Source organism: Pseudomonas sp. LBUM1644 (assembly GCF_059716195.1).
This window is the reverse complement of record NZ_CP166812.1, coordinates 3,414,196-3,429,478: the sequence shown is the minus strand read 5'-3', so window position 1 is coordinate 3,429,478 and position 15,283 is coordinate 3,414,196. Positions and strand designations below refer to the sequence as shown.

Sequence of the window (15,283 nt, the reverse complement as noted above, 5' to 3'; positions counted from 1 at the left end):
CAGGCCTCAGGCTTTGTCTGTCAGGTTTTTGCCGATCATCCGCACCAGCACGATGGCCGCGATGTTGGCAATCACCACCGCGATCAAACCACCGGCGGACGCCATACCGACGTCGAACTGCACCAGCGCCTGGTTGTAGATCAGGTAGGCGAGGTTGGTCGAGGCGTAGCCTGGGCCGCCGTTGGTGGTGGTGAAGATTTCGGCGAATACCGACAGCAGGAAGATGGTTTCGATCATCACCACCACCGCGATCGGGCGCGCCAGGTGCGGCAGGGTCAGGTGCCAGAAAATCGCGATCGGGCCGGCGCCATCGAGGCGTGCGGCTTCTTTCTGTTCCTGGTCGAGGGACTGCATGGCGGTCATCAGGATCAGGATCGCGAAGGGCAGCCATTGCCAGGACACAATGATGATGATCGACAGCAGCGGGTAGTGCGCCAGCCAGTCCACCGGTTGCGCGCCGAACAGTTTCCAGACGTAGGCGAGAATCCCCGACACCGGGTGGAAAATCAGGTTCTTCCAGATCAGCGCACCGACGGTGGGCATGATGAAGAATGGCGAGATCAGCATGACCCGGACGATGCCGCGACCGACAAACTCACTGGCCTCCAGCAATGCACTGATCAAGACGCCGAACACCACACTGATCAGCAACACGCTGCCGACCAGCAACAGGGTGTTGGTGGCGCCGGGCAGGAAGCCCGAATCAGTCAGGAAATAGGTGAAGTTATCCAGCCCCACGAACTCGTCTTCGCCGGGATTGAGCAGGTTGTAACGGATCATCGAGAAGTAGAGCGTCATGCCCAGTGGCACGATCATCCACAGCAGCAATAACGCCACTGAGGGGCTGGCCAGAAACCAGCCGGGGTTGGCCAGCCGGCTTTTACGCACCGGCTGGGGGATGTCCATTTGAGCTTTGGCAGTGGAAATATTCATGGCATCAGAACCGATAGGGAGCGGGCGATGAAGAACAACTGTAGGAGCGAGCTTGCTCGCGATGGTGTGTCAGCTACGGTGATGTCGACGGACACACCATCGCGAGCAAGCTCGCTCCTACAGGGGGGTTACTTGGGATAACCGGCGCGCTTCATCTCACGTTCGGTGGTTTGCTGGGCGGCCGTCAGGGCCTGGTCGACCGTGGTCTGGCCGATCAGCGTCGCGGAAAACGACTTGCCAACCTGGGTGCCGATGCCCTGGAACTCAGGAATGGTCACCAACTGAATGCCGATATAAGGCACAGGTCTCAGGGTCGGCTTGCTCGGGTCAGCGGTTTTCAGCGACTCCAGCGTGACCTTGGCGAACGGCGCCGCATTCATGTAGGCGTCGCTATAGGTGGAAGCCCGCGTGCCTGGCGGCACATTGGCGATGCCGTCTTTTTCGGCGACGAGCGCGCCATACTCCTTGGATGTGGCCCAAGCGCTGAAGGTTTTCGCGGCGTCCTTGGCTTTGGAGCTGGTCGGAATCGCCAAGGCCCAGGAATAGAGCCAGGCTGAGCCTTTATCCGTCACTTCATGCGGTGCATAGGTGAAGCCGACATGATCGCTGACCTTGCTTTGGGTCTTGTCGGTAACGAACGATCCGGCGACGCTGGCATCGACCCAGATCGCGCACTTGCCGCTGTTGAACAGTGCCAGGTTCTCGTTGAAGCCATTACTCGACGCGCCGGGTGGGCCCGAATCCTTCATGGTCTTGACGTAGAAGTTCAGCGCGTTTTTCCATTCCGGACCGGTAAATTCCGGTTGCCACTTCTCATCGAACCAGCGTGCACCGTAGGCATTGGCAACGGTGGTGATCAACGCCATGTTCTCGCCCCAGCCGGCCTTGCCGCGCAGGCAGATACCGTACTGTTCTTTATCCTTGTTGGTGAGTTTGCGGGCGAATTCGCCGATCTGGGTCCAGGTCGGATGCTCGGGCATGGTCAGCCCGGCTTCCTTGAACAGGTCGGTGCGGTAATAGGTGATGGAGCTTTCGGCATAGAACGGCAGCGCATACAGCGAACCCTTGACCGACAAGCCCTCACGCACCGACGGGAACACATCATCGAGTGCATACGATGCCGGCAAGTCCTTCATCGGTTCCAGCCAACCCTTGGCGCCCCACAGTGCAGCTTCGTACATGCCAATGGTCAGTACGTCGAACTGACCGCCCTGTGTCGCAATGTCGGTAGTGAGGCGTTGACGCAGGACGTTCTCTTCCAGCACCACCCAATTGAGCTTGATGTCCGGGTGCTCGGCCTCAAAGGTTTTAGAGAGCTTTTGCATACGGATCATGTCGCTGTTGTTGACAGTCGCGATGGTCAGCGTCTGGGCGCCGAGGCTGACGCCGCTGAGGGTCATGCAGGTGAGGGCAAGCAGAGCTTTTACAGAAGGTTGCATCGAGCACTCCTTTTCTGCACCCGGCGGGGTTACAGAAGGACAGTTATTGTTTTTGTGTCTTCCTGCGCAAGGAAGAATGTGCACTGATTACAGCCTTCAATTGATGATGTGACAAATCATCCGTCGCACTTGAATTGATACTATTTTGCACTGGGGTTTAGTGCTGTAGGTGCATGGAGTGGCGTTTGAGCGCTTGGTGCGCATTGAATACGTATAGGTTTCAACGGTGAAGATCAAAAGATCGCAGCCTGCGGCAGCTCCTACAGGTGTACGCCAATCCCTGTAGGAGCTGCCGCAGGCTGCGATCTTTTGATCTTGTCTTTATCCGATATTTTGTTCAGTCAACCGCTGCACCGCCAACCGCCGGTAGTGCGATGGGGTCATGCCTTTCAATTGCTGAAAGCGTCGATTGAAGTTGGAAATATTATTGAACCCGGACTCGAAGCACACGTCGGTCACCGGCTTGTCGCCATCGGCCAGCAGCTCGCAGGATTTGCTGATGCGCAGGCGATTGACGAACTCGATGAAGCAACGGCCGGTGGCCTGCTTGAACACTCGGCTGAAATACGTCGGTTTCATGCCCAGGTGCTCGGCGACTTCTTCCAGCGGCAGCTCGCGTGCGTAATGCGCGAAGATGTAATCCACCGCCCGGTTGGTGCGGTCGACATTGTGCTCGTCGGCCAATTGCGGCGTTGTCGCGCCGGAGAGCAACTGATAATCGTCAGAGGCCGCCAGTAACTCCAGCAAAATGAAAAAGTGCCCGAGCCGGGTCACGCCTTTGGTATCGGCGATGCGTTGCATCAGGCTCATCGCCTGCTGGATGGTGCGTTTGCAGCGAAACTCGATGCCGTACTGCGCGCGTTCCAGCAGCGGCGCCAGCGTCTTGAGTTCGGCGAACACCAAATGGCCGCTGTCGAACAACTCGTCGGTGAAGTTGACCAGCATGTCGCGCTTGGGCACCACTTCATCTTCCGCCACCTGGCTGATCCAGTTGTGGGGCAGGTTGGGGCCGGTGAGAAACAGGCTTTCGGGGTAGAAGTTGCCGATATAGTCGCCAATGAAGACTTTGCCGGAACTGGCGACGATCAGGTGCAGTTCGTATTCCTTGTGAAAATGCCAGCGCACCAAGGGGCAGGGGAAACCGTGCTGGCGATAGATGATGGACAACCCGTTATGGTCGTCCATCAATTCGTAGGAAGGATCGGTAACTCTGGCAGTTCGGGTCATATCAGGGCGCTTTTATTGTTCTCGCGTCTTGATCATGCCTCTTTCATGGGCGAAATTGCCAGCCTGGAGCGCCGTTACGCGCGGTGCAAAGCGGCGCCATAGACCGCCTTCATGCTGGTGGCACTCCAGCAATAACGCACGAGTTCGGATTCTTCGAAAAAGTCCGTGTTGATAATGCTGCAGCGCGTGACCCAATCCCGGGTTGGATTGAACCAGTCATTGATCTTGTTCTTGATGTGCTGAGGCCCGCCCAGAACGCCGTAGCTGGTCGCTGACAACGACCAGAGAAATGTTTCGAAGGGTGCATCCGCCAACGTGCGGGAAATGTGGCGCTCCAGTTCATCGATGTCAGTGAAAGTGTCGCTGTTCCATTTGTGGGCAATGCGCGGCCAGAAGTAATCATCGTCCAGTTCAAGCACGGCCGGTGCCGCCAATACCAGTCTGCGGCGGGAGCTGAGCCGTTTGAGTTCACCGACCGTTTTGGTGGCGTGGGTGGGTGCAATGATCCGTTCCCCCAGTCGACGAACCAGCAAGTCATTGAGCTTCTGATGGGAAAACGGTTTTGCACCATCCCCGAGCTGGTGGAAGTCGAAAACGATGAACTCATTCGGGTTGTGATCAAGAAAGCTCGACACGGCGTCAATCAGCTCATCAAGCACCCGATGCGACTGAAAACCGTTGTGATGAAAGTAGAAGACAGATTGCTCCGCGCCCTCGGTATAGCCGAGACGAATATCAAATGCCCGTGCGCCGTTTGCCAGTTGCCAGGCAAATGAATCGTTTTGACACGTTGTCCAGTTGCCGACGATTGCCCCGTGATTAGGTGCTTTTTTGTCCATGCCGGCATTGTGCGCGCCGGGCCAGACAATGTCGGTCAGTTTCAGGCGGTCTATGTCGAGGGCATTGCTCATCCATTTGTTTTTATCCAGATTCCATTCTATCGAACGTGACATATTTATTCCTTTAGTTAACGAGCCCCCATCCTTGGGGAAGTGTGTTGGATTAAGAATGTTAATGCTGCCCGTGAAAATCATAAAGGTATGCGGATTTTTTTCCAGTAGCGGACACATGTACAAAAATATAGCCAATGTATGGCATTAACGGTCGATGGTATTAGCCTTGATAATATTGGCCATCCAGCAGTGCTTGACCAGTTTGGATGATTCGATGAAGTCTACATTGACAATATTGCTTTTGAGGATCCAGTCGCTGCTCGCCGGATCAAACCAGCGGTCAAGAGACTCGTTGATGTCCACTGGACCTCCCATGGCATGGTAACTGGTTGCGGACAATGACCATTGAATCCCGTACGGAGGGTACTTCATCACCCGCGTGATATGGGCATCCAGTTCGCTGAGGCTGGTGGTCCCGATACCGCTCCATAAATGCTCGATTTGCCGGCAGAAGTAGTTCGAATCGAGCAAAGGATGGCGCTGGGCCGCCACCAGGACACGCTGGGCGCCGCTGATTTGTTTCAGCTGTCCAAGCGTAAGGTCAGCGTTGCGGGACGGAATGATCCGGTCACCCAAATGAGTCAGGAGCATTCTATTGAATTCCCGGTAGTCAAAGGGTCGGTCGCCATCATTCAACTGGTGAAAATCGAGCACGATGAACTCGTCAGGGTTTTCCTGAAGAAAACGGACAACGCTGGTTATCAGGTTTTCGAGGGATCGCGAAGAGCGAATGCCATTGTGCTGGAACCAGAACGTCCCGACGCCATTACCAGCGACTTCATAAAACAACCTGGCATCAAGTGCGCGAGCACCTTGCGTCAGTTGATAATAAAAAGAGTTATTTTGACAGGCTGCCCAGTGACTAATCCCAGGGGCGGCATAAGATGCTTTTTTGTCAACTCCAGAATTGTGGGCGCCGGGTAAAATCAATTCGGCAAAGGATAGATAGTCAATGTTCGGGGTGCTGCTCATCCAGTTGCTGGGGGTGGTGTTGGCGGTAGAGCGATATTGGTCTTCATTGAATGCATGGTTCATGGCGCGTCCTTGCGTGTAGTTATAAAAATATGGGGTGTATCGCTCAGGCCATGTAAGTTGGTTGAGCGATTACCTTGTCACTTATAACTACATTAACTGCCATGGACAAATAAGGCTTGATGCAAAAGATGTTTTTAGTTGAAGTTTGGCTTCTCGATCAGGCATCCTCTTTGAAACGATTTTTGGCCTCAATCCACTGCGACATATATTGAGTGCTCTTGTGCTGATGATGACGCAACATGCTGCCGGTGAAGTTATCTCTTCTGACCGACGCCAGGTGTTGGCGGCAATAGTCGAGCTGAACGATCAATGCCGGGCCATGAACGCGTTGCTGATAACGGCTCCTCAACAGCTCCAGCCCAAGGGCCTGTGCATTCAGCCACTGTGTCTTGTCCTGGTGCAGCTGCACGGCGCTAGCGGCGAGCGCCTCCGCAGTTTGGGCAATCGCGCCAGGCCATTGCTCCTCGCCATGCATGCCTTCTGCACCAATCGGGGTGGTGACATTCGGCGTGCCACAAATCACCGCATCAAGGATTTTGCCTTTGATGCCCGCACCGAAACGCAACGGTGCCAGGCACACCCGTGCCGCCGACATGACCTGCAAGGCATCTTCTGCCCAGTTCATGATATGAAAACCTTGGGCCGCGTTGTGCAGCGCGGTGGCTTTGGGCGGGGTATAGGCCCCGTAAATATGCAGTTGTGCAGTAGGAAGTTGCTTGCGGATCAACGGCCAGAGGCTGGTTTTCATCCAGAGCACCGCATCCCAGTTCGGTGCATGGCGGAAGTTGCCGATACTGACAAAGTGCGCGCGGTCTTCAAAGTCTACCGGGGCCACGCTCGGCAAATCAGCCATCAGCGGGCACCAATGCAACAGATTGCGGGGCACGTTGAACTGTTCGACCAGTAATTCGATTTCCACGTCAGAGATCATCAAGTTCAGGTCGCAACGATAAATCGCTGCAATCTCCCGTTTGGCCAGATCGGTATCGGCCATGTACTCAAACTCTTCACGCAATGCCGGCGCAAACAAATCACTGAAATCGTTGGCATCGTCACTGGCCTTCAAACGGTCCTTGAGGCGTTGATGCCGCGCATCCCGCAGACTTTGCAAGTCGGCGGTCTCAAGCACGCGCAAGGCATCGGGGCAGTGCTTCTCAACGCGCCAGCCAAACTGTTCTTCCATCATGAAGCGATCGAACAGCACCACATCCGGGGCCAGTTCACGGATGAAGGTGTCGAAACTGCTGTTGTTCAACTCGATGGGCACTTCATGAATGCCCAACGCCGTCAGGTCGGCCCGATGTTCGCCGCTGGTGGCTGGGCTACTGAACGTGATGTCCCAGCCCTGCTGCAGGAATGTTTCAAGGATTTGCATCATGTGGCCACCGGCCGCGGAAGAGCGGGGCTCGGGCCAGACGTAACCAATGACCAGGACTTTGGTTGCGTGGGGCTGATTCATGAGGTAATCCTTGAAGCGGGTAGGGGGTGGAGAGCTGGAGGGGGTAATTTAACCACAGATCTCGCGGGTTTTGAGGTAGTGATGCGCTACCAAAGTAGACGCTCCCGGAATGGGAGCGTCGCGATCATGCGTTTTTACAGAATGCCAATTTAAACATCTATTTTCATAGGCGATTTCGGTCCTGTTTGAATTCCCCCCATCCAATTCGTATCTGTTGCGTCTACCCAACTACCAGTGTTGGGGACCACCTCCCGATTGATTTCCAATATTTTTTGATTTTTATCGTGCCAGGCAGTCATTTGGTCTTCCAGTTTTTTTATGTATTGGTCCGCCGGGCAAGTTATGCCCGCCCATCGATCTACAACCCATGCGTCTTTGAACGCCGGCTCAGAAAAATCGATAGTAGACGCGATAGTTCCGCGCGGCGGCCCTCCCACCAGCGTAAACATATGATTCGGCATATGCCAAAGATCTGCGCTTCCGCCATCTAGCAAAATTATTTTTGCGGCTATAGCCGCCATATGATCACAGTTTCCGGCACCGGTTTTCAGCACCATTTCAATGCCGCCGGGCTTGCTTCTCCTCGAGTACTGCCATAAAACCACGGGTTTGGCGATGTCCAGTCGCTGCAGGTCATTTGGATCGATGTCGATGAGCTTATTATCCGATCCAACGCCGGTAGCGCTTATTTGTTTGTCCGCTTGAACCGTTGCACCCTTGGCGTAAATTTCGTTTTTTTGGGCTCGACTTAGAGTTGAAAAATAAAGGGGCTTGCCTATAGGTTCGATTTTTATGGCTGGAATAGAAACTTCGATATTGAAGTGGCCCTGTCTATTCATGGCTGTCAAAATCAGGTCGCGTTTTTGTGCTTCGCTGAGCTTGGCAGTTGACTTTTTTAAGTCGGAAAGTTCAATAGGTGTCCAGCCAATTGATTCTAATTCTTTGTATAAATAGTCTAGCGTAGGCAGTGAGACGAAGTCGTTATTAGGCAGCTTTGCTACATTTGAAATAAAGGGGTCTTTGATCTTGTGATATTCTTTTATTAGATTGGAGCCGAGACCTTCGTCAAGTGGGCTGATATTCGAAAACTCAATGTTGTTGACCGACTTTCCGTCGTACTTGCAGTAGTAGAAAAGTCCGGTATCAGCCTCTGCAACCAAGTAGGTGGTCTTGCCATAGAGTAAGCCAGGGATATTTACCATAAATGCTCTCACTTCGCGCGCATCGTCAAGCCCTTGGACGATAGCGTTAATTCGGACAACTTTGGATGCTGCGTTAAGTTCGTTGTCAACAATTTTGCCTGGAAGTCCAAAGAAATCGTTCGGAATAATATTGCCCGTAGTGACAGCTTTGAACTGCAGGGGTACCGTCAACTCATCGGGGTTACATTTTTCATAATCGGAGGTGCATTTGTATATGCGTCGTTCGTGAATCACACGAGGGCTCACGCCGTCTTGAACCGCTGTTGGATAAAGGCGCTTGTGTTCAGTCGCTTGAGCCCTTCTTTCCTGGACGGTTCCCAAGCTTTTATCAATTATTTTAGAGAAGCAATGACCTGTTCGCTTGCTTTTGCCACCTATGCTACAAACCGCCTCGAACCCTTCAAGCTCCTGCTTGAAATTAGCCGCTGATGTAATCTCATGCATCACCTCTGGGTGTTCTGGATCAAATCGATAAACCTGATCGCCAACCAAAACATCGACGCCTGTCGATCGCTGAATGGTGTGCGCCTCCGTTTCGAAGAGCTTTGTCGGCGTTAGTTTGGTTGTTCCATCGCTGAATGTCGTACGCTCTAACGAGATGGAGCTGTCAGGCTTAAAGTTATCAAGCGCAGTGCCATACGGTCGATTGCGAGTGGCATCATAGGCGTACCATTTTCCCTCGTATATCAGCGCTGTGACTTTGCTGGTTTGGCCAGCGCCTTGTACCGCATTACAAGTGCCTTCGGTAACGTCCGCGCGTTTAAAATTTTGGGTCGAGTCAAAGGCATTGGGACCGCGGTAAAGCTTTTTAACCTGTTCGATTCCCTTGCCTGCTGCGCTGTAAGCTTGCGTTCCCAGCTTGCCAACCACGTTTTTCCCTGCAGTAAGCATGCTCCCTATGCCATCGAACGGGTTCGCCGAAGAGACGAGACCTTTGCCGGTCATCCATGTCAATTTCATGACCTTTGGTACAAACCTGGCGCCGGATTTTGCTATTTGAATAGCTTTGCCAGCACCTAGAGCTCCGGGAATGACGAAACCGGCTGCATCTAACGTGCAGTCCAGGGCGGCGCTGCCTTTGTTACCCGCTATGATGTTGTCAACACAGGACTTGAAAGGTACCAAGTCCAGGAAGAAGTCCCTTACGTTACACTTGAATATTTCCTCTTCCTCCGATTTAGTCGAGCCCTTGGCTAAGGTTTGTAACTTGTCGCGACCGGTGATGAAGTGTTCTTTAACAACGACAGAAGCCATATGGTTTATTTGAGACTTTGGAGAAAACGGATTGGGTATAGTGTTGTAGTCATAGCCGGGTGGGTAGAGCACAACTTTTTGTTCCACAGGTTTTAGTTCTTCGATGATGACGTCGGACCAAGCCCCCTCTTTCGGCGCTGTACCGGTTTGATAGGCTTGCCAATCAAAACGTTGTCGTGTTGCTAATTGCATCTCCCCCCGGCCCTTGACGATTTCAGTTTTTCCACCCAACTTTGGCGTTTCAGTAATGTCCGAGCGTTTAATGATCTGTACTGTTGACGGAAATACTTCGTAGTACGTAGTGCTCTGCTGGTGTTCAGTACGTATCAAAATGCCGTGGCGACCTTTATTGGCCTCAATCTTGTCCGGTGTTTGGTTGTGCGTGGACTCTCCAGTCTGGCTGCGTACTGAGTAATAGGTATTCTTGCCATACTCAAGGTTTTTTTTGTCGCTCGGCGGTAGTTGCGCAACCAGATGCTTGAAAATTGAACTCGAACCGGTGATCAAATTGTCAAAGTGGCTATTAAACTCAGGCACAAAAACGGTGTTCACATTTTTCAATTGACTGAATTTTTGCTCGAGTCGGCGAACAGGGAGGACATCTGACTCCCAGGTGCCGGGGGCAAACTCTCCAGTTATATAGAGGTCAAGCAGTGAGTAAGCCATTTTAGCCACCCCTTGCGGGGTGTTTTTTCGTGTCAAGGTCAGGTCTTCGTAGGGCAAATCCTTGCCGAAAACCCGAGTCAGCTCGGCCAATGCGATGTCTTTTCTCGTGGGAGTGGGGGCCGTCAGATAGCCCTGAGCCCGGGCCAGTTCCTCTCGGACCTCCTGGAACTTTTCCCCGACGATTTTCAACTGCTGCTCTGTATAAATGTCGTTGGTGTTTTGCAGGAGTACCCCATTGGCGATCGCCCAATCGATCAGCGGGTCCACCGAAGCCGATTGTGCCGCGATTTCGTCACCGACGGATATGGACGCTATTTCGCCATAATTCATGACCTGCTCAAAGGTCATCTTCGGCACAGTCCCTGGGCTAACTTGTTCAATACGAGCAGCGGCAATCCTGAATGTTGTCCAGGTGTGGGATCCGATAACCAGATTGTCGGGAATTTTCTGGGCAAGAAATTCTGGCGCAATGCCCAAAAGCAGTTGATATGCCGCCACGGGCGCGGCTTTCGAGGAGACTTTGCCCCCGGCCATAAGATGGTGTTCAAGTTTGGTGACAACTGAAGCGGGTTTTGCCCCCCAGTTAGCCTCCTGTGTCAGGTTGTACCCTGCGACATGGTTACGCGGTTGTCCTGGTGTGGCATCAAGGTCAAGCACCATCGCCGCCATGGCCCACTCAGTACCACTGCTTGGAGTCGGCGCGACGTCAAACTTCTGCTCCAGCACCGTCCCAAGCGTTTTGGCTTGCGCAGAGGCCAGGGCGAGATACAGGCCCTGGATCGGGCTGGTTACCGCGTTGTTTTGCAATAAATGGTCGAGCAAGCTTTTGCCTACAGGTTTATCCACCTGGCCAATAGCTTCACGGACTGTGTTTTGTTGGGCTGTTGTAAGCGCGCGGTCATTAGCTAAAGCCCCCCAGTAATTTCCGTTTCCCAGGCTTTCAGGTAAAGCAAAGGTTAAAGCTTCAATCAGGTTGAGTGTCGCTTCTTTAGTCGTTGGCACGATCCAGCCACTGTCCTCGATAAACCGTACCGCATCGATTGTGGTTTGAGCTTCTGTCGGGTGTTTGAGGGCAAATGTCGAATCTGCATGGACAGGCAGGAGACATTCCGTGAGGTTCACACTGGCGCTATTGGCCAAGTCTGCAATGAGGAGCTTCAAACCCGTCACTAGCGCATGGTGGGTATAAAGATTGCCCAGGTATTGTTTTTGGCTTGCAATGAACGGCTCGGATCTCAGCTCCAAAGGCCTTAGCGGGTCATCAGGATTGATGGTGGGAAAAGCCTCGTCAGCGTTCAACTCGCGGGCTCGCTGCTGTGCGGCGGCGGCGTTCCCTATGGCAGGTTCTCCATAAAACCCGTTGAGTAGTGGAAATTCAACGCCTGAGCCGGAAGGATAGGGCACGCCATGCAAGGTTGGGTCGACTACTTTCAGGGCCTTGAGTATCGGGCCGGCGACCTTCGCCCATCCGGTATTATCAGCCAGCTCAAACGTGGTCTGGACACCTTTGACCTTGCCAGACAGGCTGCCATCGTGGGTGTTTACTTTCGTCGTAGAGAGGTCGAGGTCCATCGTTTTGGCCCAGTCATTGAAGAATGGGTTTTTGATGGCGTTAACAAAGTTCAACCAACACTGCCCGAAGGTGGAGTGCATCGGCACTTGGACCTTCACGGCGTTGGGGTTAGTCGCTGCGTTGACGGACTCCAGCAGCGCGCGGGTATAACGGGGAATTAACGCCTTATCGCCAGAGAGGCAAGAACTGTCCGCCCACGTGACCGCACGTCTTCTGCGCAGTACGCGAACCACCTGCCTTGCGGCTTCAGTCTCCGGATTCGCCGGGGCGCCGTCGCCAATCTCCTCATGGTGGTCGATATCGGGACTTTGCAGTGCTTCCATCGTTTTCAGGTATTGGGTCAGCACCGCTTGGTTCGCGGTGCTTTCTTCGAGGTCATCAGTGTTTTCGATTACCGGTTCAGCACTACGCCTGACTCTGATTAACTTAGTGGCATCGCTGTCAGGCTCGTGAACAAACTCACTCGCGATAAATCTTTTGCCCTCCGCCTCTAAAATCAACTCGGCATAGGTTTTTGCAGGGTTTTGCGAGCTCGGTTGTTCCAGCAGTAACTCGACCTGCTGAAGTAGCTTCTCGTCGTCAAGCAAGTCGTGCTCTGCGGACTGATACATCAGCTCAAGGATTTTGTGCTGAACGGTAGAATTGCCCGCAGCGACTGGCTGATCCAGAATTTTTTCTACTTCGTCATCTTGGCGCTCGTGGATCAGCGCTTCGCTTTCGATATCGGGTTGGGGAGTATTGTACTGCTCCGGAACCTGTTCGCTGTAATGGTTGTAAAGCGCTGTGGCTGCGACGAAGGCGGTGGTGACAGCTGCTGCGCACGCGGCAGAGAGGGTTGCCCGGGGATTGTCCTTGATAATCTGGACTGCGGCAGTCGCAGACCCGATTGCATAGCTGCGGTAAGTGGCGAGCACTGCGGACAGTTGAGAGAGCGCGGCTTGCATCTCAGTGGCTATAGATTCCCACCATGATGGAGGAGTGGTCACGAGGTCATTGTAGACTGGTCGTCCACCCAGGAAACTTTCTGCCTCTTGCTCCTCCGGGATATCAACCACGATATGTGGCACAGTTTGCTCACGTCGCTCCAACAGTGGAATTCCGCCCTCGTCATTCGACGGAGCCTCCCGAGCGGCGAAATTCGCCACGAGCTCTTGAAGACTCAGTAGTGGGCGCTTGAGCTCATCATTCCCCATAGCTTCCGGGAATTTGAGAGCATTATCGATGCTGCTCAATGCGTCACTGGCAATCTTGCTCAATTGTTCCAGTGTGCTCAGTATGTTGTCTGTCGGCGGTGCTGATGATGGCGCAGGAGATGGCTCTGGAGTGGAGGATGGACCACGTTGCGCAGTGGTATTGGACTCGCCACCTGTATCATTTCCTGCACGGGGTTGCAGTGAGGCGATAAAAGCATTCACTTCTTTTTCCCGCTGCGCGACCTGCGCCTTCATATCGCCCAAGTCAACCGGGATGTCCGCTTCAGGCGAAGAGCTTGCAACGGGAGCGACCTTTGGAACGGCAGGTAGAAAAGGTTGTACTTTTGCCGCTACTCCCAGGACACCGATCGTATCCAGCACATTGGCTGTATACAGAAACTTTGCCGCGAACCCCTCTCCGGGGGTAGGCCCTTTAGTGTCAACCTCGTTATATAAAGAAGCGCGATTTTCAATTTCTAGAATGTCCTCCAACAGCGGTGAATCAAGAGTTGTAGTTGGAGGATTTTGCGCCGGGGCTGGCTCATTCTCAGTACCGGAGAAAAGGTAAAAAGCGACATTCGCCACCATGAGGCTAACGCTGTCCTGCAGTTCATTCCCCAAGTCGCTGAGAGTCATTGAACCTAACTTGCTAAGCGCTGCTTTGACTGGGCTCGTAACCTTCGAAGGGTCTATCACTTCCTCAAGCCAACTTCGATCAGGCCGGTTATCGACAATCTCGATCGCGTTCAATTGGTCATTGAGCTTCTGCGCTTGCGCCGGAAAACGCTCTGACCAACGATCACGTTCATTCGGGCGGGGCTCGCGCATTGCCTCGACGAATCCGGCCATCAAGGTCTTGGCTTCTTTCGGTGACGGCCTTATATGGATGAGGTCTTCGAGTTGCCTCAGGATTACGTTAAGCGACGTTTCACTTGAGGGGCGTATGTACTGGCGCGCCTGTTTCGTGAAATTGTTCAGCGTTTCCCACGTGGTATCGTCGAGCAACTCGCCTGCGGCAATATTTTTCTCCTGCCCATCACGCGTCAACTTGAGTTGAGTCTGGATAAAGCCAAGAACCCCTTCGCCATTCGCGCCTCGGGGGAGATTGACGTTTTCTCCGAAAACATTTGCCCATTGAGTTGGAGGCAGATGACAGATGATCTCTACAAACTCACGCAACTGCCCAGGCTTGAGATCATCGAGTGGTTTGATCGAACGCATGATCGCGTCCACCCAAAGAGGGGCAAGTACTTGACCTGTGGGTGTTTGCAGGATGCCGGATTTGAGTAACTGTAAAACTTCTTTTTCCGAGACGGGTTGGGTTCGGAGATAGTCCTGAATAGATGACCATACTCTTTCAAGGGACTCTTGATCGAATACCGCGCCTTTTCCTGCTTTCCATGCGTCAGGGATATGATTGGCGGTTAAGAGTCCGACATACACCGGAATTGGAATCGGGGATTTCGAATCTCCGGTGACCGGATTTTTCCCTGAAGTAGAGGGATCGGGCACTTTTTGAAAGTGCTTATGCGTCCGTAACGCACGCGGCTCCCTGCCGGCCAACCCATTGGTTGGCAGCGGTGGCGCTGTTGGAATTGAATGTGAAGCGGTGGCGGATGCAGTGACGTTTAAAGCTGGCATGAGGAGGGTTATCGACTCGCGGGATGAAAAAAACCTCGACCTCCCTTGGAACAGGAAATCAAGGTATCGAGCGCGGGAAGGTAAGCGATCTACTCAATTGAAAAATGATGGAAATATTTGCAAATTATCGAATGCCAACTTCGGATTTTGAATCAACAAAAAGCAAAGTGCTTCAGCGCTCAAGAATACCTTTTACCTTATCCCGCAACTGGTCAATGGAGAACGGTTTGCCAATGACGTGCATGCCTGTTGGCACATCGATATTTTCGGCATACCCGCTGGCGAACAGGATCGGCAGTTCGGGGCGCAGCATCCGGGCCTGCGTGGCCAGCTCCCGGCCGTCCATCACCGGCAATCCCACGTCCGTCATCATCAGGTCGATGTACTGATCCTCGTCGTTGAGGAACGCCAGCGCCTGTTCGCACCCGTCTGCTTCCAGCACCTTGAACTCCAGTTCCTCCAGCACATCGACGATGAGCATGCGCACGATGTCGTCGTCTTCGACAACCAGGATGATGGAGTTTTCAATGGACATAATGAGGTTCTCAAAAGATGAATTCACGGTAGCCGGACGATCAAAATCGCCGGGCTCTTGCATGAGTAAGTGGTGAAACCCGAGAAGTTCCCACTGCCCCGCAAAAAAGAATAGCCGTACAAGGTGCGGCAAGGATAACCGCTGCATTGCATCGCCGCGGCTGAATGTTGGAT

At 53.2% G+C, this 15,283-nt stretch carries 8 protein-coding genes; all 8 read right to left on the bottom strand.

The genetic code is table 11. The features are described from left to right. Positions 1–6 precede the first annotated feature (6 nt). Positions 7–906: a carbohydrate ABC transporter permease gene (locus tag ACA052_RS15410; RefSeq protein WP_497650331.1), complete on the bottom strand. Its 900-nt coding sequence runs from the start codon at positions 904–906 to the stop codon at positions 7–9. Positions 907–1,061: 155 nt separating this feature from the next. Beyond that, entirely contained in the window at positions 1,062–2,372 is a 1,311-nt protein-coding gene (locus ACA052_RS15405) for an ABC transporter substrate-binding protein (RefSeq protein WP_497645648.1), read from the bottom strand. A gap of 321 nt (positions 2,373–2,693) precedes the next feature. Further along, on the bottom strand, positions 2,694–3,599 hold the full coding sequence (locus ACA052_RS15400) for a helix-turn-helix domain-containing protein (protein ID WP_497645647.1): 906 nt from the start codon (positions 3,597–3,599) through the stop codon (positions 2,694–2,696). A gap of 74 nt (positions 3,600–3,673) precedes the next feature. Continuing rightward, positions 3,674–4,552 (bottom strand): phosphatidylinositol-specific phospholipase C domain-containing protein, encoded by an 879-nt coding sequence (locus tag ACA052_RS15395; protein ID WP_497645646.1) that lies wholly within the window; start codon positions 4,550–4,552, stop codon positions 3,674–3,676. A gap of 144 nt (positions 4,553–4,696) precedes the next feature. Continuing rightward, positions 4,697–5,587: a phosphatidylinositol-specific phospholipase C domain-containing protein gene (locus ACA052_RS15390; RefSeq protein WP_497645645.1), complete on the bottom strand. Its 891-nt coding sequence runs from the start codon at positions 5,585–5,587 to the stop codon at positions 4,697–4,699. Between the two features lie 157 nt (positions 5,588–5,744). Beyond that, the gene (locus ACA052_RS15385; RefSeq protein WP_497645644.1) at positions 5,745–7,046 is read right to left on the bottom strand and encodes a glycosyltransferase; all 1,302 of its coding nucleotides are present in this window, start codon (positions 7,044–7,046) and stop codon (positions 5,745–5,747) included. Positions 7,047–7,195: 149 nt separating this feature from the next. Continuing rightward, positions 7,196–14,575, bottom strand: a complete 7,380-nt coding sequence (locus ACA052_RS15380) for a hypothetical protein (protein WP_497645643.1) — start codon at positions 14,573–14,575, stop codon at positions 7,196–7,198. A gap of 172 nt (positions 14,576–14,747) precedes the next feature. Continuing rightward, on the bottom strand, positions 14,748–15,110 hold the full coding sequence (locus ACA052_RS15375) for a response regulator (RefSeq protein ID WP_497645642.1): 363 nt from the start codon (positions 15,108–15,110) through the stop codon (positions 14,748–14,750). Positions 15,111–15,283: the final 173 nt, after the last annotated feature.

Excerpts from the sequence above, each read along its gene's own strand:
- ACA052_RS15410 (WP_497650331.1), bottom strand. The coding sequence starts at position 906 with ATGGACATCCCCCAGCCGGTGCGTAAAAGCCGGCTGGCCAACCCCGGC.
- ACA052_RS15405 (WP_497645648.1), bottom strand. The coding sequence starts at position 2,372 with ATGCAACCTTCTGTAAAAGCTCTGCTTGCCCTCACCTGCATGACCCTC.
- ACA052_RS15400 (WP_497645647.1), bottom strand. The coding sequence starts at position 3,599 with ATGACCCGAACTGCCAGAGTTACCGATCCTTCCTACGAATTGATGGAC.
- ACA052_RS15395 (WP_497645646.1), bottom strand. The coding sequence starts at position 4,552 with ATGTCACGTTCGATAGAATGGAATCTGGATAAAAACAAATGGATGAGC.
- ACA052_RS15390 (WP_497645645.1), bottom strand. The coding sequence starts at position 5,587 with ATGAACCATGCATTCAATGAAGACCAATATCGCTCTACCGCCAACACC.
- ACA052_RS15385 (WP_497645644.1), bottom strand. The coding sequence starts at position 7,046 with ATGAATCAGCCCCACGCAACCAAAGTCCTGGTCATTGGTTACGTCTGG.
- ACA052_RS15380 (WP_497645643.1), bottom strand. The coding sequence starts at position 14,575 with ATGCCAGCTTTAAACGTCACTGCATCCGCCACCGCTTCACATTCAATT.
- ACA052_RS15375 (WP_497645642.1), bottom strand. The coding sequence starts at position 15,110 with ATGTCCATTGAAAACTCCATCATCCTGGTTGTCGAAGACGACGACATC.